This is a genomic window from Rhodococcus ruber, assembly GCF_016804345.1.
In the GTDB taxonomy this organism is placed as follows: Bacteria; Actinomycetota; Actinomycetes; order Mycobacteriales; family Mycobacteriaceae; genus Rhodococcus; species Rhodococcus ruber.
Genome location: NZ_CP044211.1, coordinates 5,239,530 through 5,260,915, shown reverse-complemented (window position 1 = coordinate 5,260,915; position 21,386 = coordinate 5,239,530). Strand labels below are relative to the sequence as shown.

Genomic DNA, 21,386 nt, shown 5'->3' with positions numbered 1-21,386 from the left:
CGGTCGCGGCGGGTACAGGGACGAGCTGATCGGAACCGGAGGCCATGGTCCTATCGTGGCCGTCGCAGCAGGCTGGTGGCGACGTTCTTCAGCGAACCTTCATCGAACCCCCACCCCCGGCGTCGGGTAACGCACCCAGACTCGGATGCGAGACTTTCGAGAAGGGAGCAGCCGTGATGTGGGGTACGGGTGCGATGGGCTGGGCCGGCTGGATGGTCATGGGGCTGGTGATGATCGGTTTCTGGGCCCTGGTGGTCTTCGGCATCGCCGCAGTGTTCCGCACCGGTAAGCCACCGCGCCCGACATCGGGGGATCCACTGCGCGTCCTCGACGACCGGTTCGCCCGGGGCGAGATCGACGCCGAGGAGTACCGGGCCCGGCGTCGGGCCCTGCGTCCCCAACCGTGAGTGGCGCCGACCCCGTGTCGTGCGTTGTCGTCGCCAGTCGATCCAGGAGATCGTGTGATGCAGATGTCCCGCCGTTCGTTTCTGCTCGGTGCGTCCGCAGCCGCCGGGGCGATGGCCCTCGGTGGGCTGACCGGCTGCGCCCGCCCCGGTGTGGCGGGAGATCCGGTCGGGCCGAGTGCCGAGGTGGTGCGCCGGCTCGAGGCCCAGCGCCGTACCGCAGGGCAGACGGTGGTCGCCGCGCAGGTGACAGCGCGGCCGGTGCAGGTCGAACTCGGCGGTGCGGTGGTGTCGACCTGGGGATACGGTGACTCGTTGCCCGGTCCGCTGCTGCGAGCCGGAGCCGGAGATCTGCTGCGAGTGCAGGTCGACAATCGGCTCGACGTCGACACCAGCATCCACTTCCACGGCATCGCGATGAGCAACGACATGGACGGGGTCCCGGGACTCACGCAGCAGCCCATCACGGCCGGGGAGTCGTTCACGTACGAATTCACCGCCCCGCACCCAGGCACCTACTTCTACCACTCGCACAGCGGGCTGCAACTCGACCGCGGACTGTACGGAGTGGTGGTGATCGACGATCCGGCCGAGCCAGGCGGTTACGACGACGAATGGGTCGTCGTGCTCGACGACTGGGTCGACGGCACCGGTCGAACCCCCGAGGATGTCGCCCGCGAGCTCGGCATGCCGGCCCCCGGCCGGCCCGCCCCCCGCACGGGTGGGATGGGCTCGATGATGGACCACGGCGCGATGGGCGACATGGGCTCGATGATGGGTGCAGAGAGCATGCGCTCGGACCTGCTCGGCGGCGCCGGCGATGTGAACTACCCGTACTACCTGCTCAACGGCCGCACCCCTGTCGACCCGGTGACCTTGACCGCCGCGCCGGGACAGCGGGTGCGGATCCGGCTGGTCAATGCCGCCTCGGACACCGCCTTTCGCGTCGGGCTCGGCGGACATGCGATGACCGTCACCCACAGCGACGCCTTTCCTGTGACACCGGTCGACACCGACGCGGTGTTGCTCGGCATGGGCGAACGGTTGGATGTGCTGGTCACCCTCGCCGACGGGGTGTTCCCGCTCTTCGCCGACGCCGAAGGCAAACCCGGTCATGCGGTGGCCGTTGTGCGCACCGCCGCCGGGACAGCCACCACCGATACCCGGCCCGACGAGCTGGATCGACTGGTGCTGCTCGGTACCGACCTGTCCCCGGCCGAGCAGGTTCGCCTGCCCCGACGCTCCCACGACAACTACCTGAGCGTCGACATGGGCGGCACGATGATGCCGTACCGGTGGATGCTCAACGGCGCCACCTTCCCCGACGCCGCGCCGCTGACCGTCGCCGAGGGACAACGGGTGCGGATGCGGCTGCGGAACATGTCCGACATGTTCCATCCGATGCACCTGCACGGCCACACCTTCGCCCTGGTCGACGGCGGAGCCCGCAAGGACACCGTGACGGTGCGCCCGATGCAGACCGTGGAGATCGAGTTCGACGCCGACAACCCCGGCCAGTGGGCCCTGCACTGCCACAACGCCTACCACCAGGAAGCCGGGATGATGACGACCCTGTCCTACCGCGCCTGAAGAAGCGCCTGGAGACAACGGAGCCTGCGTATGACAACTCCTCCCGGTGACCGTCCCGGCACCGCCGAAGCCACGAGTATCCCCTCGGCGGCCCTGCCGTCACACAAGCGTCCGCTGGCCGCAGCCTGGAACGCCGTGTCCGCGACCCTCGGCGCGGTGATGGGGCTCGTGCCGCACGTGCTGCATCACGTGGGCCTGATCGCCGGCGCCGCGCTGGTCACCGGAGCCGGGGGCAACCTGTTGTTCTTCGCCCTCGGGGTGGTGCTCTCGATTCCGTTGCTGCGCCGACTGTATCGGCGGTTCGCCACCTGGAAGGCCCCAACGATCGCCCTGGTGGTGTTCGCGGTGATGTTCGCGTTGTCGGCGTTCGTGATCGGACCGGCCCTGACCGGCCGCTCGGATCCCGATCCGGCGCCGGGACCGAGTCCGGTGCCGACCTCCACCGTTCCGGCCGACCACGGCGAACACCACGGCGGTTGAGCAACTGGCACCGCAGGATCGGCCGGTACGGGTCCGGGCCACCTGCGATGCCCACCTCCGAATCTTCAACCGATCTTCACGGAACCGCCAGCCGAAACACGTACCGGGACCGGAAGAGTCATCGGTGGGCATGGTACTTCCACCCGCACATCGCCGATCCGAGGAGGCGAGATGGTCGACGCGCCGGGAGTGAACATCACCGGAGTCGAACGCGTGGGGCGGATGTTCCTCGGCGGCGCCACCGGATGGACCGTCGTGCCGGCGGTGCTGCCGCCGGCGGCCGGGGTGGACCTGCCGGTCACCGCAGCGATCGGACACTGGCCGCTGTACCACGAGTTCAGCTGCGTGCCGACGTCGTCGAGGACGGAATCGCGATGAACGAGACGAACGCACACGACTGGCGTCCCAGGGAATCGGTGGCCTCCGACCCCCCGACGGAACCGGCGGGCACCGGGGGACGGATCCGTCACCGCTGGATGATGCTCGTCTGCTGCGTACCGATGTTGATCATTGCCGGGGTGCTGGTAGTGACCGGAAATGTGAGCGTCGGCGGGCTCGTGTTCGCGGTCGTCTGCGTGGCGATGATGGCGATGATGATGGCCTCAGCCGGCAGTCACCGCCATTGACCGTCCCCGAACTGCTGCCGGAGGTGCAAGGTGAACGTCATCGGTGAGCCGGTTGCGTCCCGACCGTCTCTTCGGTCCCGACGTCGGCGCCGGAGTGCGGTGACCGCCACGGTCTTTCTCACGGCGGTGGCGCTGGCAGGGTGTTCCGAGGAAAGCGGTCCCACCCCGGGTCCGGCCTCGACGGCGGCCACCTCCGGCCCGCCCGGGCCTGTGACCGGGTCGGTGTGGGTCGCCGACGAGGACGGCAACAGCCTCACGGTCCTGGACGCGGCCACCGACGAGGTGGTGACGACCGTGACCGGGGTGGACTCCCCGCACAATGTTCAGGTCGGGCGCGACGGTGCGACCGTGTACACCGTCAGCGGTGACGACCGGGTGATCGAGATCGATCCCGCCACCTATGCGGTGCGCGCCGTCGCGCCCACCGGTGCAGCGCCGGCACACGTGATCGACGCACCCAACGGCAAGGTGTACGTCACCGATGCGGGGAACGGCACGGTCTCGGTGTTCGCGACCCCCGGACTGCAGCCGGCAGGGCGAATCGAGCTCGGCGGGATGCCGCACGGTCTGCGGCCCGCGGCCGGCGGCTCGGTGATCGTGGTCGCCGACACCGCAGCCGGCGTGGTGCACGTGATCGACCCGGCCGCCGATCGGGCCATCGGGGCGGTACCCGTCGGCGCCGCCCCGGCTCAGGTCGCGGTCACCGGCGACGGACGGTTCGCCTACGCCGGGACCACCGAGCCGGCCGCGGTGGTCAAGGTGGATCTCGCTGCCCGCCTGGTCGTGGGTGCCGCTCCGGTGCCGGCCGCGCCCGTGCAGCTGTACCTGTCCCCGGACGAGAAGACCGTGGTCTCCGCAGACCAGGGCACCCGGCAGCAGCCCGGGAGCACCCTCTCGGTGATCGATACAGCCGAGATGACGATCCGCGGGGCGGTCGGCACCGGCGCCGGTCCGCACGGGGTGGTGATCGATCCCTCGGGTACGCGGGCGTGGGTGACGAACACTTACGACGACACGGTGTCCGTGGTCGATCTGCCCAGCCTGTCCGTGGTGGCGACCGTGCCGGTGGGCGAGCGGCCCAACGGGGTCAGTTTCTCTCCCCGCTCGCCTGCGGTGGCCGGCAGCCGCACCCAGTTACCGCTTCCCACGTCGACCACCCCCGGTCACGGCACCGACGAGGGGGCCGAGCGAGAGCATTCGGACGAACACGGACCCTGACCCGAGACCCGGAGTTCTTCAACGAATCTTCATCCAACCGCCAGAAGATGCCACGGCGGGGCCGAGCAGACTCGGACACGGTCGGCGACGAGCGTGTATCGGTGCCGACCATCGGTAGCGGTATCGGAGCATCGCACCGCGCAGAGGGCGGGCATTGCGTGCCCGGCCATGAGAGGGAGGGACCGGATCGTATGAACCGAACCACCGTTCTGGAAGTAGGCGGCCTGCACTGGGCGACGTCGACGTCGGCCATCGAATCCACCTTGCTGCGCCGACCGGGGGTGTCCGCGGTGGAGGCGAATGCGGTGAATCAGACCGCCACTGTCACCTACGACTCCGACCGCACGTCGGTGGTGGAGCTGTCGGGGTGGGTGCGGGACTGCGGCTATCACTGCGCCGGACGGTCGGTGCCCGAGCACGTGTGCGACCCGATGAGCGAACCGGCTCCCGGCCCCGGCGCACCCGCACATCCCCCGCACCCGGCGGCGCACAGCCACGTCGAACAACAGGGACCTGCCGGGAAGGAGCACCGCCCCCACGCCGAGCACGGCACCCGCTCCGCCCAGGAGATGATGGGTCACGGCGGGCATGCGGGGATGTCGATGGATGCGATGGTTCGGGACATGCGCAACCGGTTCCTGGTGGCGCTGGCGCTGTCGATTCCGATCATGTTGTGGTCGCCGATGGGCCGCGACATGTTCGGTTTCACGACGCCGGCGCCTTTCGGGTTGCGCGACGACGTGTTCGCCCTGGTGCTGAGCCTGCCGGTGATCTTCTATTCGTCCTGGATCTTCTTCGACGGCGCCTACCGGGCTCTGAAGGCCCGGACCCTGGACATGATGGTGCTCGTCGCCGTCGCCATCGGCGCCGGCTGGCTCTACAGCGTGGGCGTGACCCTGACCGGCGGCGGCGAGGTGTTCTACGAGGCCGCTTCCGTGCTGGCGAGTTTCGTGTTGCTCGGGCACTGGTTCGAGATGCGTGCTCGCGGCGGCGCCAACGATGCCATCCGCACCCTGCTCGAACTCGCGCCCCCGAAGGCGGTGGTGCTGCGCGGCGGTGAGCCGGTGGAGGTCCCCACCGCCGAGGTCGTGGTCGGGGATCTGCTGCTGATCCGGCCGGGGGCGAAGATCCCGGTCGACGGTGTCGTCGTCGAGGGCAGCTCCGAGGTCGACGAGTCGATGGTCACCGGTGAGTCCCTGCCGGTGACCAAGGCCGAAGGCGCGGAGGTGATCGGTGCGTCGATCAACACCACCGGCACCCTGCGGGTCCGGGCGACCAAGGTCGGCTCCGACACGGCCCTCGCCCAGATCGTCGCCCTGGTGCAGGAGGCGCAGAACTCGAAGGCGCCCGGTCAGCGCCTGGCCGATCGGGCCGCGTTCTGGCTGGTCTTGGTCGCCCTGATCGGCGGGGTGAGCACCTTCCTGGTGTGGTGGCTCGTCGACGGTGACGTGCAGAGGGCGCTGCTGTTCGCGATCACCGTCGTGGTGATCACCTGCCCCGACGCGCTGGGGCTGGCCACCCCGACGGCGATCATGGTCGGCACCGGCCTGGGCGCCAAGCGCGGCGTGCTGTTCAAGAACGCCACCGCCCTCGAGACCTCGGCGCGGATCGACACGGTCGTGATGGACAAGACCGGCACCTTGACCAAGGGCGAGCCGGAGGTCACCGACGTCGTGGCCGACGGGCTGCCGGAGGACGAGATGCTGGCCTTGGTGACCGCGGTCGAACGCGAATCGGAGCATCCCCTGGCGGGGGCGATCGTGCGCTACGCGACCGCCCGTGACATTCCAGAGGTGTCGTTGGGGCACTTCCGCAACGTGCCCGGTCACGGCGCGGTCGCCGAGGTGGCGGGCCGGCGGGTGGCCGTGGGCAACCGCAAGCTGATGGTGGCCGAGAACGTCGACTTCGGCGCGTTGACGGACCGGCGCGACCAGCTGGCCTCGACCGGGCGTACCGCGGTGCTCGTGGCGGTCGACGGCCGCGGCGTCGGGGTGGTCGCCCTGGCCGACGCCGCCCGGGAGACCTCGGCCGAGGCGGTGGCGTCGCTGCACGATCTCGGCATCGAGGTGGTCATGCTCTCCGGCGACAACGAGGCCACGGCCCGGCGTATCGCCGGGCAGTTGGGCATCGACACCGTCATCGCCGAGGTGCTGCCCGGTGACAAGGCCGACAAGATCGCCGAACTGCAACGCGGCGGGAAGAAGGTCGCGATGGTCGGCGACGGTGTCAACGATGCCCCGGCCCTTGCGCAGGCGGATCTGGGCATTGCCATCGGTGCCGGCACCGATGTCGCGATCGAAACCGCCGACCTGGTGCTGATGCGTTCGGACCCGCTGGATGTGCCGATCGCGCTGCGCATCGGCCGCGGCACCTTGCGCAAGATGCGGCAGAATCTCGGTTGGGCGATCGGTTACAACACCATTGCGCTGCCGATCGCCGCCGGCGTGTTCGAACCCGCCTTCGGACTGGTGCTCCGCCCGGAGATCGCGGCGCTGTCGATGTCCGGCTCGAGTCTGATCGTCGCGGTCAACGCGCTGATGCTCAAGCGGCTGCAACTGCCGTCCCCACCGCAGGAGCAGCCGGCCCCGCGCCCGGCGCCGGAGCCGATTCCCACCAGTCCGCGCCGCTGATCCTTTTCGGGCCGCTGATCCTTTTCGGGGTGCCGGTGCATCAGTGGGCACCGACGAGAAGTCGGGTGGGCCGGCGTGGCGGTAGAATCGGTGGTGTGGTCCTCGTATACGAGATCGCGCTCGTGCTGGTGGCCGTGCTGATCGTCTGGTTCTCGGTCTATGTGCTGTACCGCCTGGTCACCGACGACTCCACCGGTCGCCACTACCGTCGCTGACACCGCCGCTTCCGGTCCCTGCGCAGCGGACGTGGGCGGAGCGATCGAATCCGATTGCAGGGGTCACGCTTTCGGGTCCGGACGATGGGTGTGCAAGGCGTCGAGACGGCGCCGGTATTCGTCCTCGTCGATCTCGCCCCGGGCGAAGCGCATGGCTACGACCTCTTCCGGCGTCGGGGCATAGCCCGACGGGGGCGGTGTCGACCGGGGAGCCGCGGCGCGCACCAGCATCACGATTCCGACGATCACCAGGGCCCAGAACGCCACCATCCCGACTGTCATGAGCACATAACCCCAACCGCTCATGCCGTCGCCGTACCAGAACATCATCGTCAACCACCCTTCCTCGGTCGGTGCCCGTGCACCGACTGTCCGGCCCCCGCACAGGGCCCACAGTGCCGGTCCCGTGCTCAGCGGCGCGATCCCGGTTCTGCGCTGTCCACGGTGCCCGGCCCGGGTGCGTTCTTCTCCGTCGTTTTCGTGAAGATCTGCTCAAGAACTCCGGTGACGGCCGCTCGGACGCCCGGGTGGAGTTCTTCAGGAAATCTTCACAGAATGGTCCGGGCTGCCACCGGGTGCAGCTGCCAGGCTCGGATCCGAACAAGGTGCACCGGCTCACCGGCCGGTCTGCAGCGCCGGCGCCCGCAGTGGTCCGCGTCCCGACGAGGGGCCCGTAACGGGACCGGGTTTGCCGCCTCCCCTGTGAGGGGATGCTTGCGATATCGCCACCGCGGGGCCTGCCGGTGCGCGTACACAACGGAAAGGAATGTGCTTGTGAGGAAGAAGTCCCTGGCCACCGGCGCGGTGGCAGTTGCCGCGGCGCTCACCCTGGCCGCCTGCAGCGACTCCGGCAACGATCAGGCCTCGCAGGCGAGCCCGTCGGCGACGGCGACCGCGAGTGCCTCCGCCGAGGCTGCCGCCGACCACAACCAAGCCGACGTGACCTTCGCCCAACAGATGATTCCGCACCACAGCCAAGCCATCGAGATGAGCGATGTCATCCTGGCCAAGGAGGGCATCGACCCACGGGTCACCGAACTCGCCCAGCAGATCAAGGCCGCCCAGGGTCCGGAGATCGAACAGCTGCAGAGCTGGCTCGCCGACTGGGGGCAGCCCACCATGCCCATGGGCACGACCAGCATGCCGATGACCACACCGAACATGCCCATGTCGTCACCCGGCATGGAGATGCCCGGTCACGACATGCCCATGCAGTCCACCCCCATGCCCGGCGGCGGACAGATGGGCGGCGGCATGAGCGGAATGATGTCGGCCGAAGACATGGCCGCGCTGCAGAACGCGGAAGGCGTCGACGCCTCCCGCCTGTTCCTGACCCAGATGATCGAACATCACCGCGGCGCGATCGAAATGGCGCAGACCGAGATCGATACCGGGCAGAATCCCGAGGCGGTGGCCATGGCCCGCACCATCGCCGAGACCCAGCAGCAGGAGATCGCGACGATGGAGAACATCCTGTCCTCGTTGTGATCACGAGAGAGTCGGTGAGCTCGCGGGACCGACACGGCAAGGCCCGGCACACACGTGTGCCGGGCCTTACCGGTTTGCTGGGCCGCAGCGCGGCCGGTCGCGTCAGGTCAGGGTGTACAAGGCCTCGGCGGTAGCGGCGTAGGCGGTGTCGAACCCTGTGGCGGTCAGCGCCTCCACCGCCCCGACGAAGACCCGCTGCTCCCAGGCGGCTCCGTCCCGGCTGCGCCAGGCGTAGCCGTCGGTGTCGATGCCCCACAGTCCGTCGCCGGTGCCGGTGAGCAGCACGAGGGCGGGTGTGTCCTCGACCGGGGTGAAGGTGTGTGCCAGGTCGGTGCTGCGCTCGAGCCCGGCCGGCGTGATCGCCCACACCGTGGCCGGGGTCAGCGCCAGGGCCGCAGCCGCCACGGGAGCACCGGCGCTCCAGGTGGTGCCGGCGTCGGTGGATACCCGGATCCCGCGGGTGCCGTCGAAACCGACCACCACCGTGCCGTCCGTGGCCAGAGCATGAAAGTCCACCTCTCCGACCAGGGACCGATCGGTCCAGGTGCGCCCGCCGTCGTCGCTACGGCGCAGTCCCAGCGGGTTCGGACCGGGGTTCGACGGCCCCGGGTGGCCCGAGGCGACCAGGACGTCGCTGCCGGGCACCCCGGCCAGCCCCATCAAGTCGTCGTCGGAGGTGCCGACCTCGGTGGTGGTGCCGGACGGCGCGAGAGCGACCAGTCCGCTGTGGGTGCCGGCCAGGATAGTGCCGGCGGAATCGACGGTCAGCCCGTGCACGTGATCGAGCGTCGGGGACAACGCAACGTGCGGTGCGACGACAGCGCCGGGAGGTGCGGTCGCCGCGCTCCGGGTGTCGGGGGACGAGCACCCTGCCACGAGCAAGGCGGCTGCGGCAATTGCCGACACGGCGCCCGGCAGGCGGGACACAGACATACGGGGATTCCTCTCTTCGGGCCGGACGAAAGGGTGCCGGCGGGGGCATCATGCCGAGGCCGAGACCTGCTCGTCGGTCGGCGTCGGGGGTGGCGCGGTGAGCCGGCCGGTGCGGTGGAGCAGAAACAGCGCTGCCGCGCACCCGATCCCGATCGCGGTGAGCAGCACCCAGATCAGCCATTCCAGGCCGGCGTCGGCGGCCCACCCGAACACCGCCCCGGTGCCGAGGTTGCCCAGCAGGATGCCGACCCCGACGACGGTGTTGTAGAACCCGTAGTGGGTGGCCACAAGCCGGTTCCCGGAGAGTGCGACGACGGTGTCCATCTCGAACGGGAACACCGCCGCCGTACCGACGGAGAGGATCACCGCCGACAGCACCAACGCCCCCGCGGCCATCGCCCAGCCGGTCCCAGTGGGGGAAGAGAACACCGCTACGGGTACGAACGCGGTCGCCATGACCACCATCCCGACGGCCAGGCTGCGTCCGGGTCCCCACCGGTTGCCGCACCAAGAAGTGATACGTAGCTGCCCGGCGATCGCCACCAGCCCGGAGACCGCGAACAGCGAGGTCACGAGCACCGTGGCCGATACCTGGTCCGGGGCGACGACCTCGGCCTGCAGCGGCAGGGCCAGATACACCTGGAACGAGAGAACGTACGAGCCGATCATCGCCGCCGCGAACAGCACGAACGACCTGTTGGTCACCACCGTGCGCCAGTCGTCGAGTATCGAGGGGCGGGGTCCGGCAGGGGTAGTGGCCTCGACGGTCTGCGCCGGCAGCGCTCGGATCTGCGTCAGCGTCAGCGCCGCGAATACCGCCGCTGCCACCAGCGCGGTGATCCGGAAGTCCACCGCGGTCAACGCCAGACCGACCAGCGGACCGAGCAGGATCCCGGCCTGGTAGAAGACGTTGAACACCGCGAAGGCCTCGACGCGGCGGGGCCCGGCGTCTGCGGCCAGGTATGCCCGCACCGCGGGGTTGAACAACGCGCCGGCGAATCCGGTGGCTGCTGCGGCCACCAGCACCGCCGGCAGCGAGTCGACGGCGGCGAGCAGCACGAACCCTGCGGTCCGTAGCAGGCAACCGGCGACGATGAGCGGCTTGTAACCCAGCCGGTCGGCCAGGGTGCCGCCCACCAGGAACATGCCCTGCTGGGAGAAGTTGCGCACCCCCAGCACCAACCCGACGGCCCAGGCTGCCAATCCGAGCGGTCCGGCCAGGTAGCTCGCCAGGTACGGCATGAGCATGTAGAAGCCGACGTTGATGGAGAACTGGTTGACCATCAGCACCTGGCTGGGGCGGTCGAAACTGCGGAATCGGGTGATCAGCGCCTTCACGACCGCAACTCCGCGGGGTCGACGACGGTGGCGCACCGCGTCCACGAGCGTACGACGCGGTCGGTGGGATGGTCGATGGTCATCGGTTCGGTCGGCGCCGGTCCGTCCAGCAGGCCGTGCTCGGCGCAGAAGTCGTCGTTGTAGACGGTGTCGAAGTACCGCTGGGGGCCGTCGGGGAAGATCGCGGCGATCCGAAGGTCGGGGGCGTGGGTGCGGGCGAGCCAGCCGGCGGCCAGGGCGACCGCCCCCACACTCCAGCCCCCGCTGGCGTGGTGAGTGGCGGCCAGGGTGCGGCACGACCACACCGCTTCCCGCGGAGCGACCCAGTGCACCTCGTCGAACGCGCCGTAGTCGATATTGCCCGGATGGATGCTCGAGCCCAACCCGCGCATCAGGCGGGAGGTGACCGGCTGGCCGAACAGGGCCGAGCCGACGGTGTCGACGCCCACCAGTTTCAACTGGGGGCAGAACTGGCGCAGCACCCGGGCGATGCCGGCCGAATGCCCACCGGTACCGACCGAGCAGACGAGTATGTCCACGCGACCGAGCTGGCCGAGCAGTTCCAGGGCCAGTGACTGGTAGGCCTCGACGTTGTCGGGGTTGTTGTACTGATCCGGGCACCAGGAGCCGGGGTGGGCCTCGAGCAGCTGACGCACCCGGTCCCGCCGGGCTTGTTGCCATCCGCCGGTCGGGTGCGGTTCGGTGACGAGCTCCACGTCGGCACCATAGGCGGCGAGCATGCGACGGATGATCGGTTCGAGACCGGGGTCGGTGACCACGGTCACCGGGTGACCGTGGACGATGCCGGCCAGCGCCAGGCCGAGTCCGAGAGTGCCGCTGCTCGACTCGATGATGCGGGCCCCGGGGGCCAGCTCGCCCCGGCTGCGGGCGCGTTCGACCATGTGCAGGGCGGGGCGGTCCTTCATGCCGCCCGGGTTGTTCCCTTCGAGCTTGGCCCAGAACCCGGCGCCGGCATCGGCGAAGGGTTCACCGATCCACAGCACCGGCGTGTTGCCGACCATGGTGGTCGGCTCCGGGCAGCACGGGGCAGAGGTCAACAGCCGAGCCGACGATTGCGGCGGAGTGGAAACGGGGAAGACAGCACTGTTCATGACGAGTCATCTCTGTGGTGGCGCGCAATGAGCGCACGATGCGATGGGCAGCACGAGACGGGCCGACAGGGGGTCCCTGCGGCCGGTCCGCTGCCGATCAGCACCTGCTGATACAGAGTTCGTCGAGGATCGCCCGGCCGCTGCGGGCCGGGGCGGGCGCCGGTGGCGGGGCCCGCGACAGGGTCGGGGCGTGCCGCCGGGCGATCGCGGCCGTAACCACCACCGCGACCACCGTGACCACCGTGACCACCGCGATCGGACGCCCGGCGTTGTCCGCACGAGGGCCGAGGAACAGTTGATCGTGGTGAGGATCGAGGCCGGACGAGTCGTGATCGACATGGGCATGCCCGGGCGCCGTTTCCGCACCGGGTTGCGCGGTCGCACTCACGTGCACATCGTCGTGATGATGGCCGTCCGCCACGGTGAGACCGCACTGCACCAGGGTGTAGCCGAGAAGGTAGAGGACGACCAATGCGACCGCGGTCCGCAGGGGCGGAGAAGTCGATCGGGCCGTCACAACTTCCCGACTGTAGCAGTGCAGCACCGGCGACCCGGCCGACCGTACATCCCGTCGCCCCGTTTCGGCACCCGCTCCGACACTGCTGGGTCAGTGGGTGAGGATGCGATTACAGAGACACAAGTGATGAAAGTGCACTAGCGTTACGGTGTGTCGCCTTGACAAACCCCCATATACCTCTCCAATCGGACATTTCTCGTGAGGCGGCGGGAGGAAGTGCCATGCACCGCACGCACAGCGGCCGGTGGGCCGCGTTGATCCTGGGAGCGTCGACGGCGGGACTGACGGTCCCGTTGCTCACGGCCCCGACGGCCGGAGCGACGCATCTGTCACCGGAGCCGGTGGCGGCGTCCGTGGCCGATGCGCTGACCATCACCGGAGCCGACCCGGCCGGGCAGGTGGTCGATCCCGCTCGATGGCAGACGGTGGCGAACATCGCCGCCGCCGGCGTGCGCGCCGCCCGGGACAACGGCGCACTCGACGACACGGTCGCCACCCTGCAGTCCCTGGCCGGCTGCGCGACCCGATGGAGCGCCCAGGGCACCGGGGCAAGCCTGTTGTCGGTGTGCCGCACCGAACTGGCCGGACTGGATTACAGCATCGCTCCGCGTCTGCTGGCAGCGTTGGCCGCCGACCCCGGTACACCTACGGCACCGGGTCGTCACGGCCCCCCGGCACCGGAGCCCGGGACGCCACCCGAGGAAGACGATGCGCCGGCTGCGGGCGCACCCGATACGGCCCCCGGGAACGAGGGCGCCACCCGGCTGGAAGACCCCGGCGCCGCACCGGCAAGCCCTACCCCGCCGCGCCCGGCCGAGGGCGGGCGTTGGGGTGGGACCGGCCGGCCCGTCGCCCCGACCGCCGGGGTGATCACCTCCACCTTCGGTGACGGGCGCGGACACGGAGGCATCGACATCGCCAACACCATGGTCGCACCGATCGTCGCCGTCGCCGACGGAGAGGTCGTCAGCGCCGGACCGGCACAGGGTTACGGGTTGTGGGTACGCATCCGGCACGACGACGGCACGGTGACCACTTACGGCCACAACAACGCCAACCTGGTGAAGGTCGGGCAACGAGTCGAAGCCGGGCAGAAGATCGCCACCATCGGAGATCGCGGCAACTCCACCGGACCCCACTTGCACTTCGAGGTCGAAGACCCCTCCGGCGCCAAGACCGACCCGGCGCAGTGGCTGGCCGACCGCGGCACCCCCCTCATCGCTGCGGACTGACCTCCGAGCGGGCAACCGCACCTCCTCCTGCCGTGCCGGGACCCCGATGGTCGAGATCCCGTGAAGATCTGTTGAAGATCCCGGATCTCGCACTCGAGGCGGCACATCGGGATCGTCGGCGGGCGATAGTGGGACGATCCCTCCCCGAGGACTACTCGGCTCCAGGAAAGGTCACGGCCGTGAACATGATGGGCATGATGGACCAAGCGCACACCCTGCTGCACCAGCTGATGATGTGGCTCCACGAGATGGGTGGGATGCCCATGATGAACATGCCGATGTAGCGCCACCGCTCGTCGCATCTCGCCGACTGTCCGGGGCCCGCCCCAGCCGGCAGTTCCGGCCGTCTACAGTGGAAGATCCCAGGCGGGAACACCCCCACGGTCGCCTGCGCGGCGCGCCGCAACAGGGACCGCGTGTGCGGCGCCGGTTCACACATCCAGCGTCACCGAACACGACCATCCTCCCGGTCCGCGCTCGAGGCGCAGCCCGTGCAGCGACACGGCCTTCGGGACCGCACCCACCTGTGTGACCGAGGCGACGTCGGCCATCGAGAACCGCACTTCCGCCGTGCCGGCACCGGAGTCGACGGCCACATCGACCGGGACCTCCCCGGCCGCGTCGAGCAGGTAGACGATCTCGTCGAGTACCGCGACGAGCAGGTCCTCGTCGCCGTCGGCTGTCAGCCGGCGGGTGCGCACCCGGACCGGCCCGGCGGAGGAGGTTTCCGCGAAGCTCGCGACGGCGCCGTGCACCGCCTGCGCGATGCACTCGTCACGGGTGGGTGCCCACGCCTCGATGCGCAGGTCCGCCGTGTGCGGCACCGACCGGTATCCGCTTTCGTTCATGACGCGCTCCTGTGCAGCGGGCATTGCAGATTCTATGGTGGAACGAAGCCGCCGACGCCGCGTTCTCCGCCCCGGATCGGACAGTGATGAGGATCGTCGAGGAGACCCAGTACCGGTTCCGGATCGACCGGACCGGCGCGATGCGCGTACCCGGGATCGTCTTCGCGGCCCGGTCCCTGCTTCCCGCCGCGGAAGGAGACGAGGCGCTGACCCAGGTCGCGAACGTCGCGACCCTGCCGGGAATCGTCACCGCGTCGTTCGCCATGCCGGACGTGCACTGGGGTTACGGCTTTCCCATCGGTGGAGTTGCGGCGACGGACATCGACGACGGCGGCGTCGTCTCTCCCGGTGGGGTGGGCTTCGACATCTCGTGCGGCGTGCGGCTGCTGATCGCGCGTGACGCCGACCGGTCCGCGCTCGCGCCGCGCCTCGGGCTGCTGATGGACCGGCTCGGTCACGTCGTGCCCCGTGGCATGCAGACCCGGGGCGTGTGGGAGCTGCCGAACCGCAGCGTGCTGCATAGGGTGCTCGAGGGCGGCGCCCGGTTCGCGGTGGACCAGGGGCACGGTGTCGTCCGCGATCTCGAGCGGTGTGAGGACCGGGGCGTGTTGGCCGGCGCCGACTCGGCCGCGGTGAGCGACCGGGCCGTCGAGCGGGGCCTCGGTCAGCTCGGCAGCCTGGGGTCGGGCAACCACTTCCTCGAGGTGCAGGCCGTCGAGCAGGTCTTCGACCCGGCCGTTGCCCGGCCGATGGGTCTCGACGTGGGCACGGTGTGCGTGATGATCCACTGCGGGTCCCGCGGTCTCGGCCACCAGATCTGCACCGACCACGTACGTGAGATGGAGAAGGCGATGGGCCGCTACGAGATTCACGTTCCCGACCGACAGCTGGCGTGCGTGCCGGTCCGGTCACCGGAGGGGGAGGCGTATCTCGGGGCGATGGTGGCGGCGGCCAACTACGGCCGGGCCAACCGGCAGTTGCTCACCGAGGCGACCCGCCGGGTCTTCGAGGACACGGCCGGTACCACTCTCGACCTCCTCTACGACGTCTCGCACAACCTGGCGAAGATCGAGCGGCACGAGGTGGACGGGCAGGTCCGCACCCTGTGCGTGCACCGCAAAGGCGCGACGCGATCACTGCCGCCCCGCCATCCCGACGTCCCCGAGGACCTGGCGGACGTCGGTCAGCCCGTGCTCATTCCCGGCACGATGGGCACCGCCTCGTACGTGCTCGCCGGTGTCGCCGGGAACCCGGCGTTCTTCTCCACCGCGCACGGGGCCGGCCGGGTGCAGAGCCGGCACCGCGCCGCTCGACACACCGACGGCCGGGCGGTACGCGACGCGCTCGAGTCCCACGGCGTGCTCGTGCGGGGGAGTTCGTGGCGGGGACTGGCCGAGGAGAAGCCGCAGGCGTACAAGGACATCGACGCGGTCACGGAGGTGAGCGAGCGGGCCGGTCTGGCCCGTCGGGTCGCACGGCTCGTGCCGCTCGGCGTCGTCAAGGGGTAAGCACCCCCGCCCTGGGCCGAATGTCACATTCGGTCGACTACATCGATGCGATGTGACATTCGGTCGCCCCGCCGGGCGGTGTCGTGAGGGTCGACGTCGAAACCCGGGCGCGGCAACAGCTCTCAAGCGATACCGCGAATGGGCCACTGCGGGTCCACATCCGACACGTCGCGCCCGAGACCCGCGAGATACTCGGCGAACGTGCGTTGCCGCTCCGCGTGCCAGGCCGCCTGGTCCGTCATGATGTCCAGGTCGGCGAGCTGCGGGAAGCGGGTGCACAGCGCCCGCGCCAGTTGCCCCGCCGCGAGGGCGTCCGCCTCGGCCTGATGCGCGGCGGTCAGCGCGATGCCGTACGCATCGCAGACCGCCTGCAGGGTGCGGCTGCCCTCGCGGTCGCGGTCCATCTCGCGGTCGACGACGTACGGGTCGAACACCAGGCCCGTCTCGAGTCCCGGCAGGCCCAGCCGGCGGCCCTCGGCGTCGACCACCGTGAGGTCGTAACTGGCGTTGAACGCCACGACGATGTGATCGCGGACCCACGCCTCGCACAGCGCCTCGCGGATCTGGGTGTAGCCGGCCGTGTACTCGAGGCCCTCGGCGCGCGCCCGCTCCGTGGTCACGCCGTGGATCGCCGCCGTCTCCTCCGAGATCTCGATGCCCGGATCGAGCAGCCACGTCCGCGACGAGACGGTGTCGCCGTCGAGGACGACGACGGACGCAGTCACGATGCGCGCGACCCGCGGATCGCGGTCGGTGGTCTCGAGGTCGAACGCGCAGATCGGTCGATCGGGCCAGTGCGTCATCGGGGGGTCCTGTCGTCGGTCGGTCGGGTCGGTCACGGCGATTGTGGCCGCAGCCACCGACACCGCGCGCGGCGCGACGCCGTGCACGGGACCGGCTGGCTCCGCACGGCACGAAGGCGTACGCTGCTGGGGGTTCGTCAGGCCCCCGGCACGGTTCCGGGTGATGTGGAGGAGGTGGGACTCGCGATGCGCAGTCGACCTCCGAGTACCAGCTGACGGCAGCCCGTACGCGCCCTGTCGGTGCGCGACGGTTGCCGTCGCGTGTGCGTCCCACGGCGACCACCCTCGCCGTCGCCCTCCGTGCCTCCGAAAGGCCGTGCCGACATGCTGCCCAACCGTTCCGTCCGTGCCCTGCTGCCGCGTCGCTCCGCCCCGGCGACCACCGACCCGTCCGCCGGTTTCGGCGCGTCCCTGAATCCTGCCGCCGCGCAGAGCCCCGGCCGGGACGGTGCGGCGCGGGCGGAGAACAGCATCGTCGACAGCGCGGTCTACCGGGACGGCCGCCGCGTCGCGTCGCCGGCGACACTCGCGCAGGCCCTCGATTGCCTGCCCGAGCCCGGTTCGATGGCCTGGATCGGGATGTACCGGCCCACCGACGCGCAACTCCATGCCGCCGCAGAGCAATTCGGACTGCACGAACTGGCCGTCGAGGATGCCATCGCCGCCCACCAGCGCCCGAAGCTCGAGCGCTACGGCGACACCCTGTTCGTCGTGCTGCGCGCTGCCCGCTACGTCGACGAATCCGAGCGGGTCGACTTCGGTGAGGTGCACGTCTTCGTCGGACCGACGTTCGTGCTGACGGTCCGGCACAGCGAATCGCCCGACCTGTCGGCGGTGCGGGACCGGATGGAGAGCGAGCCCGAGCTGCTGCGGCTGGGCCCCGAGGCGGTGCTCTACGCGATCCTCGACGCCGTCGTCGACGGGTACGCGCCGGTCGTCGCGGGCCTGCAGAACGACATCGACGAGATCGAGACCGAGGTGTTCAGCGGGGATCCCCGGGTCTCGCGCCGCATCTACGAGCTCTCCCGCGAGGTCATCGAGTTCCAGCGGGCGGCCAAGCCGCTGCTCACGGTGCTGTCCGGTCTGTCGTCGGGATTCGCCAAGTACCGTACCGACGACGAACTGCAGCGCTACCTGCGGGACGTCACCGACCACGCGACGACGGTCGTCGAGCAGGTCGACAGCTTCCGGCAGTTGCTCGGCAACATCCTTACGGTCAACGCGACACTGGTGTCGCAGATGCAGAACGAGGAGATGCGCAATCTCAGCCGGGCGAGCATCGAGCAGAACGAGGAGATCAAGCGTATCTCGGCGTGGGCGGCAATTCTGTTCGCGCCCACGCTGATCGGCACGGTCTACGGGATGAACTTCGACACCATGCCGGAATTGCATTGGGCCGCAGGCTATCCCATGGCCCTGCTGATGATGGTCATGACGTGCGCGGGTCTCTACGCGATCTTCCGCCGCCGCGGCTGGCTGTAGCCGGCCGCGGCGGACGGCGGCCTCAGAGCGTGTCGGTGCAGACCACGAAACGACGCTCGCTGTAGACGAATCCACCCTCGGAGACGGAGCAGTCGTTCACGTTGTCGGTGTTCTGCAGGATCTCGGTGACCTTCTCCGTTTCGGGGCCGGGTGCGGCGCAGTCGACGCGCTGCGGGTCCTCACCGGAGATGTCCATGCAACTGTCGACCACCCAGTCGACGTCGAGGCACAGGGCACCCACCTCGACCCCGGCGGAGGACTCGTAGTAGGTCTGGTCGGCGTCCGAGACGCACTGATCGCTCGTCTCGACGATGTCGATCACCTTGTAGTTCGAGTCCATGCTGCCGCAGGTCGCATTCTCGATGGTCGCGTCGTCGACGGTGCCACCGAGGCGCACGCAGTCACCGATCTCGACGTCGATGTCCAGACCGGAGGAGCCGGGGGACGTCGGTGCCGTGGTGGTGGTCGGACGGCCGGTGGTCGTCCGGGTATCCGATGCGCTCGCCGACGTGGTCTCGGACCCGGGCTCGGGCACCGCCCGGGGCTCGACGTCCGATCCGCACGCGCCGAGCACCAGAGCCGCCGCAGCCACCGCGACGACGGTGCCGCTCACCCGTCGAATGAAGTTCATGGGGGGAGAGTACGGAATGTCCGCCTCGGGCGGGAACCGTAGGGCGATTTCTCACAGATCCGGCGGGCACGTGTCGGCCCCGGGTGCGACCATGAGCCGGTGCAGCTGCCAGTCGAACCGCCGATCGCACCGATGCTCGCCAAGGCCGTGCCCGAGGTTCCGGCCCAGCCTGCCGACGGCGACCCCGAGTGGTCGTACGAGCCGAAGTGGGACGGCTTCCGGGCTGTCGTGTTCCGCGACGGCGACGAGGTGGTGCTGAGCTCGCGGGGCGGGAAGGACCTGGTGCGCTACTTCCCGGAACTGACCGCCGCGGTGCGGGCGGAGCTGCCCGCCCGGTGCGTGGTCGACGGGGAGATCGTGGTGCCGCGCCCGCACGACGGCCGCAGTCGGCTCGACTGGCAGGCCCTGTCGGAGCGTATCCACCCGGCGGCGAGCCGCATCGCGCTGCTCGCCGAACAGACCCCCGCGCAGTTCGTCGGCTTCGATCTGCTCGCCCTCGGCGACGAGAACCTGATGGAGACGCCGTTCGCGCGGCGCCGGGAGCGGCTGCGGGCGGCGGTCGGGGGCGGCCCGAGCTGCCATGTCACCGCCGCGACCCTCGACGCGCAGATCGCCGGCCGATGGTTCGCCGAGTTCGAGGGCGCCGGCCTCGACGGGGTCGTCGCCAAGCGTCTCGACGGACCCTACGTGCCGGACAAGCGGGAGATGCGCAAGGTCAAGCATGCCCGCACCGCCGACTGTGTGCTCATCGGCTACCGCCCGCACAAGAGCATCGACGGGGTCGGGTCCCTGCTGCTGGGGCTGTACGACGGCGGGGACGAACCGGTGATGGTCGGGGGCGCGTCGGCGTTCACCGTCGAGCAGCGCCAGGAGTTGCTCGCCGACCTCGCGCCGCTGCGGGTCGGTGCCGACGTCGTCGCCGAGGGCGAGCCGAGCCGGTGGCGGACGGCCGCGGACCGCCGATGGATACCGCTGCGGCCCGAGCGGGTCCTGGAGGTGGCCTACGACCAGATGGAGGGCAACCCGGAGGCCGGCCTGCGGTTCCGGCACGCGGCCCGGTTCCTGCGGTGGCGGCCCGACCGCGATCCGCGCAGCTGCACCTTCGAGCAGTTGGACGTGCCGGTGCGGTACGACCTCGCCGACGTCCTCGACCGGACAGGAGTGTGACCTGCGGTGCCCGACGCGAAGCGCTCTCCCGCGATGGAACTGGACGTCGGCGGTGTGCCCGTCCGCCTGTCCAACCCCGACAAGGTCTACTTCCCCCGCCTCGGTGAGGCCGGCAGCAAGCGCCGCCTCGTCGAGTACTACCGGACCGTCGCGACGGCCGGCTCGGCGCCGCTGCTGCAGGCGCTGCGGGAACGGCCCACGCACCTGCAGCGGTTCCCGGACGGGATCGAGGGCGAGGAGATCTACCAGAAGCGGGTACCTGCCCGCCGGCCCGACCACATCGCGACATGCGAGGTCACGTTCCCGTCCGGCCGCACCGCCGACGTGCTGCGGGTGCGCGCCGCCGCGGACGTCGTGTGGGCGGCGAACCTGGGCACCGTGACGTTCCATCCGTGGGCGGTGCGCTGCGGGGACGTCGACCGCCCCGACGAGTTGCGCATCGATCTGGACCCGCAGCCGGGGACCGCCTTCGACGACGCCCGAGCGGTCGCCCTCGAGGTGCTGCGGCCGCTGCTCGACGAACTGGGTCTGGTCGGGTTCCCGAAGACGTCGGGGGGCCGCGGCCTGCACGTGTACGTGCGCATCGTCCCGGAATGGGACTTCGTCGGTGTGCGCCGCGCCGGGATCGCCCTGATGCGGGAGGTGGAACGTCGCAGCGGCGGACGGGCCACCACCGCGTGGTGGAAGGAGGAGCGTGGGCAGCGCATCTTCCTCGACTTCAACCAGAACGCCCGGGACAAGACGATCGCATCGGCCTACTCGGTGCGGCGCACCCCGATCGCGACGGTGTCGACACCCCTGACGTGGGACGAACTCGCCGACGCCGACCCGGACGATTTCACGATCGCGACCGTGCCGGGGCTGCTCGAACGCCGCGGTGACCCGATGGCCGCGATGGACGAGACCGCGCAGACGCTCGACGTGCTGCTCGAGATGGCCGAGCGGGACGCCGCCGCAGGCCTCGGCGACCTGCCCTACCCGCCCACCCACCCGAAGATGCCGGGCGAGCCGAAACGGGTGCAGCCGTCGCGCGACACGGATCGCAAGCGGCCCGGTTAGGCATTCCGCTGGGCGTAGTCACCGGAGCGGTGACGTCCCGTGACCGCATCGATGCCCGCCCACCCGGTGAACCGGTGCGCGTCTCCGTAGACTCCCCTGAGGGGA

21 protein-coding genes are annotated in these 21,386 nt (G+C 70.1%); 13 read left to right on the top strand and 8 right to left on the bottom strand.

Translation table 11 applies throughout. The annotated features are described in order from the left end of the window. Nucleotides 1-176: 176 nt before the first annotated feature. The 7 genes from F1734_RS24065 (at nt 177) to F1734_RS24035 (ending at nt 6,948) form a co-directional block, all read left to right on the top strand. Complete coding sequence (locus F1734_RS24065; RefSeq protein WP_010593682.1) at nt 177-407, top strand: SHOCT domain-containing protein; 231 nt, start codon at nt 177-179, stop codon at nt 405-407. 57 nt (nt 408-464) lie between these two features. Further along, nucleotides 465-1,994: a multicopper oxidase family protein gene (locus F1734_RS24060; RefSeq protein ID WP_010593681.1), complete on the top strand. Its 1,530-nt coding sequence runs from the start codon at nt 465-467 to the stop codon at nt 1,992-1,994. A gap of 30 nt (nt 1,995-2,024) precedes the next feature. After that, on the top strand, nt 2,025-2,474 hold the full coding sequence (locus F1734_RS24055) for a hypothetical protein (RefSeq protein ID WP_010593680.1): 450 nt from the start codon (nt 2,025-2,027) through the stop codon (nt 2,472-2,474). A gap of 171 nt (nt 2,475-2,645) precedes the next feature. Further along, entirely contained in the window at nt 2,646-2,852 is a 207-nt protein-coding gene (locus tag F1734_RS24050) for a YgaP family membrane protein (RefSeq protein ID WP_010593679.1), read from the top strand. After that, entirely contained in the window at nt 2,849-3,100 is a 252-nt protein-coding gene (locus tag F1734_RS24045; protein ID WP_010593678.1) for a hypothetical protein, read from the top strand. Before F1734_RS24050 ends, F1734_RS24045 begins: the two co-directional genes overlap by 4 nt. Nucleotides 3,101-3,199: 99 nt before the next feature. Then, nucleotides 3,200-4,318 carry a YVTN family beta-propeller repeat protein gene (locus F1734_RS24040; RefSeq protein WP_010593677.1) on the top strand — a complete coding sequence of 373 codons (1,119 nt, stop codon included), beginning with the start codon at nt 3,200-3,202 and terminating at the stop codon, nt 4,316-4,318. 191 nt (nt 4,319-4,509) lie between these two features. Next, the gene (locus F1734_RS24035) at nt 4,510-6,948 is read left to right on the top strand and encodes a heavy metal translocating P-type ATPase (RefSeq protein ID WP_010593676.1); all 2,439 of its coding nucleotides are present in this window, start codon (nt 4,510-4,512) and stop codon (nt 6,946-6,948) included. Between the two features lie 278 nt (nt 6,949-7,226). On the opposite strand, the gene F1734_RS24030 is transcribed toward F1734_RS24035, so the two are convergent. After that, nucleotides 7,227-7,493, bottom strand: coding sequence for an SHOCT domain-containing protein (locus F1734_RS24030; RefSeq protein WP_010593674.1), 267 nt, complete (start codon nt 7,491-7,493; stop codon nt 7,227-7,229). A gap of 444 nt (nt 7,494-7,937) precedes the next feature. Between F1734_RS24030 and F1734_RS24025 the strand changes: the two genes are divergently transcribed. Further along, a complete protein-coding gene (locus F1734_RS24025) occupies nt 7,938-8,651 on the top strand; it encodes a DUF305 domain-containing protein (RefSeq protein WP_017680803.1) in 714 nt (237 codons plus the stop codon). A 102-nt stretch (nt 8,652-8,753) separates the two neighbouring features. Here the strand turns inward: F1734_RS24025 and F1734_RS24020 are convergent, their stop codons facing one another. The 4 genes from F1734_RS24020 to lpqS form a co-directional block, all read right to left on the bottom strand. Next, complete coding sequence (locus F1734_RS24020; protein WP_010593672.1) at nt 8,754-9,584, bottom strand: F510_1955 family glycosylhydrolase; 831 nt, start codon at nt 9,582-9,584, stop codon at nt 8,754-8,756. Nucleotides 9,585-9,632: 48 nt separating this feature from the next. Further along, nucleotides 9,633-10,910 carry an MFS transporter gene (locus F1734_RS24015; RefSeq protein WP_228287229.1) on the bottom strand — a complete coding sequence of 426 codons (1,278 nt, stop codon included), beginning with the start codon at nt 10,908-10,910 and terminating at the stop codon, nt 9,633-9,635. Nucleotides 10,911-10,918: 8 nt separating this feature from the next. Then, nucleotides 10,919-12,034: a PLP-dependent cysteine synthase family protein gene (locus tag F1734_RS24010; protein WP_026137770.1), complete on the bottom strand. Its 1,116-nt coding sequence runs from the start codon at nt 12,032-12,034 to the stop codon at nt 10,919-10,921. Between the two features lie 97 nt (nt 12,035-12,131). Next, nucleotides 12,132-12,551, bottom strand: coding sequence for a putative copper homeostasis (lipo)protein LpqS (lpqS, locus tag F1734_RS24005; protein ID WP_318283933.1), 420 nt, complete (start codon nt 12,549-12,551; stop codon nt 12,132-12,134). A 221-nt stretch (nt 12,552-12,772) separates the two neighbouring features. On the opposite strand from lpqS, the gene F1734_RS24000 reads away from it, so the two are divergent. Beyond that, the gene (locus tag F1734_RS24000; RefSeq protein WP_203011154.1) at nt 12,773-13,783 is read left to right on the top strand and encodes a M23 family metallopeptidase; all 1,011 of its coding nucleotides are present in this window, start codon (nt 12,773-12,775) and stop codon (nt 13,781-13,783) included. A 431-nt stretch (nt 13,784-14,214) separates the two neighbouring features. Here the strand turns inward: F1734_RS24000 and F1734_RS23995 are convergent, their stop codons facing one another. Next, complete coding sequence (locus F1734_RS23995; protein ID WP_010593667.1) at nt 14,215-14,631, bottom strand: archease; 417 nt, start codon at nt 14,629-14,631, stop codon at nt 14,215-14,217. Nucleotides 14,632-14,717: 86 nt separating this feature from the next. Here F1734_RS23995 and F1734_RS23990 point away from each other — a divergent pair, with 86 nt between their 5' ends. Further along, entirely contained in the window at nt 14,718-16,139 is a 1,422-nt protein-coding gene (locus F1734_RS23990; protein WP_010593666.1) for an RtcB family protein, read from the top strand. Between the two features lie 122 nt (nt 16,140-16,261). Here F1734_RS23990 and F1734_RS23985 read toward each other — a convergent pair whose 3' ends face one another. Further along, nucleotides 16,262-16,942 carry a 3'-5' exonuclease gene (locus F1734_RS23985; protein ID WP_029539975.1) on the bottom strand — a complete coding sequence of 227 codons (681 nt, stop codon included), beginning with the start codon at nt 16,940-16,942 and terminating at the stop codon, nt 16,262-16,264. A 324-nt stretch (nt 16,943-17,266) separates the two neighbouring features. Between F1734_RS23985 and corA the strand changes: the two genes are divergently transcribed. Further along, nucleotides 17,267-18,424 carry a magnesium/cobalt transporter CorA gene (corA, locus tag F1734_RS23980; RefSeq protein WP_203011153.1) on the top strand — a complete coding sequence of 386 codons (1,158 nt, stop codon included), beginning with the start codon at nt 17,267-17,269 and terminating at the stop codon, nt 18,422-18,424. A 22-nt stretch (nt 18,425-18,446) separates the two neighbouring features. Here corA and lppU read toward each other — a convergent pair whose 3' ends face one another. After that, entirely contained in the window at nt 18,447-19,055 is a 609-nt protein-coding gene (gene lppU, locus F1734_RS23975) for an LppU family putative lipoprotein (RefSeq protein WP_059174301.1), read from the bottom strand. 99 nt (nt 19,056-19,154) lie between these two features. Between lppU and F1734_RS23970 the strand changes: the two genes are divergently transcribed. Beyond that, nucleotides 19,155-20,222 carry an ATP-dependent DNA ligase gene (locus F1734_RS23970; protein WP_040274780.1) on the top strand — a complete coding sequence of 356 codons (1,068 nt, stop codon included), beginning with the start codon at nt 19,155-19,157 and terminating at the stop codon, nt 20,220-20,222. 33 nt (nt 20,223-20,255) lie between these two features. After that, nucleotides 20,256-21,281 carry a DNA polymerase domain-containing protein gene (locus F1734_RS23965; RefSeq protein ID WP_040274821.1) on the top strand — a complete coding sequence of 342 codons (1,026 nt, stop codon included), beginning with the start codon at nt 20,256-20,258 and terminating at the stop codon, nt 21,279-21,281. Nucleotides 21,282-21,386: the final 105 nt, after the last annotated feature.

Excerpts from the sequence above, each read along its gene's own strand:
- F1734_RS24065 (WP_010593682.1), top strand. The coding sequence starts at position 177 with ATGTGGGGTACGGGTGCGATGGGCTGGGCCGGCTGGATGGTCATGGGG.
- F1734_RS24060 (WP_010593681.1), top strand. The coding sequence starts at position 465 with ATGCAGATGTCCCGCCGTTCGTTTCTGCTCGGTGCGTCCGCAGCCGCC.
- F1734_RS24055 (WP_010593680.1), top strand. The coding sequence starts at position 2,025 with ATGACAACTCCTCCCGGTGACCGTCCCGGCACCGCCGAAGCCACGAGT.
- F1734_RS24050 (WP_010593679.1), top strand. The coding sequence starts at position 2,646 with ATGGTCGACGCGCCGGGAGTGAACATCACCGGAGTCGAACGCGTGGGG.
- F1734_RS24045 (WP_010593678.1), top strand. The coding sequence starts at position 2,849 with ATGAACGAGACGAACGCACACGACTGGCGTCCCAGGGAATCGGTGGCC.
- F1734_RS24035 (WP_010593676.1), top strand. The coding sequence starts at position 4,510 with ATGAACCGAACCACCGTTCTGGAAGTAGGCGGCCTGCACTGGGCGACG.
- F1734_RS24030 (WP_010593674.1), bottom strand. The coding sequence starts at position 7,493 with ATGATGTTCTGGTACGGCGACGGCATGAGCGGTTGGGGTTATGTGCTC.
- F1734_RS24020 (WP_010593672.1), bottom strand. The coding sequence starts at position 9,584 with ATGTCTGTGTCCCGCCTGCCGGGCGCCGTGTCGGCAATTGCCGCAGCC.
- F1734_RS24010 (WP_026137770.1), bottom strand. The coding sequence starts at position 12,034 with ATGAACAGTGCTGTCTTCCCCGTTTCCACTCCGCCGCAATCGTCGGCT.
- F1734_RS24000 (WP_203011154.1), top strand. The coding sequence starts at position 12,773 with ATGCACCGCACGCACAGCGGCCGGTGGGCCGCGTTGATCCTGGGAGCG.
- F1734_RS23995 (WP_010593667.1), bottom strand. The coding sequence starts at position 14,631 with ATGAACGAAAGCGGATACCGGTCGGTGCCGCACACGGCGGACCTGCGC.
- F1734_RS23990 (WP_010593666.1), top strand. The coding sequence starts at position 14,718 with ATGAGGATCGTCGAGGAGACCCAGTACCGGTTCCGGATCGACCGGACC.
- F1734_RS23985 (WP_029539975.1), bottom strand. The coding sequence starts at position 16,942 with ATGACGCACTGGCCCGATCGACCGATCTGCGCGTTCGACCTCGAGACC.
- corA (WP_203011153.1), top strand. The coding sequence starts at position 17,267 with ATGCTGCCCAACCGTTCCGTCCGTGCCCTGCTGCCGCGTCGCTCCGCC.
- lppU (WP_059174301.1), bottom strand. The coding sequence starts at position 19,055 with ATGAACTTCATTCGACGGGTGAGCGGCACCGTCGTCGCGGTGGCTGCG.
- F1734_RS23965 (WP_040274821.1), top strand. The coding sequence starts at position 20,256 with ATGGAACTGGACGTCGGCGGTGTGCCCGTCCGCCTGTCCAACCCCGAC.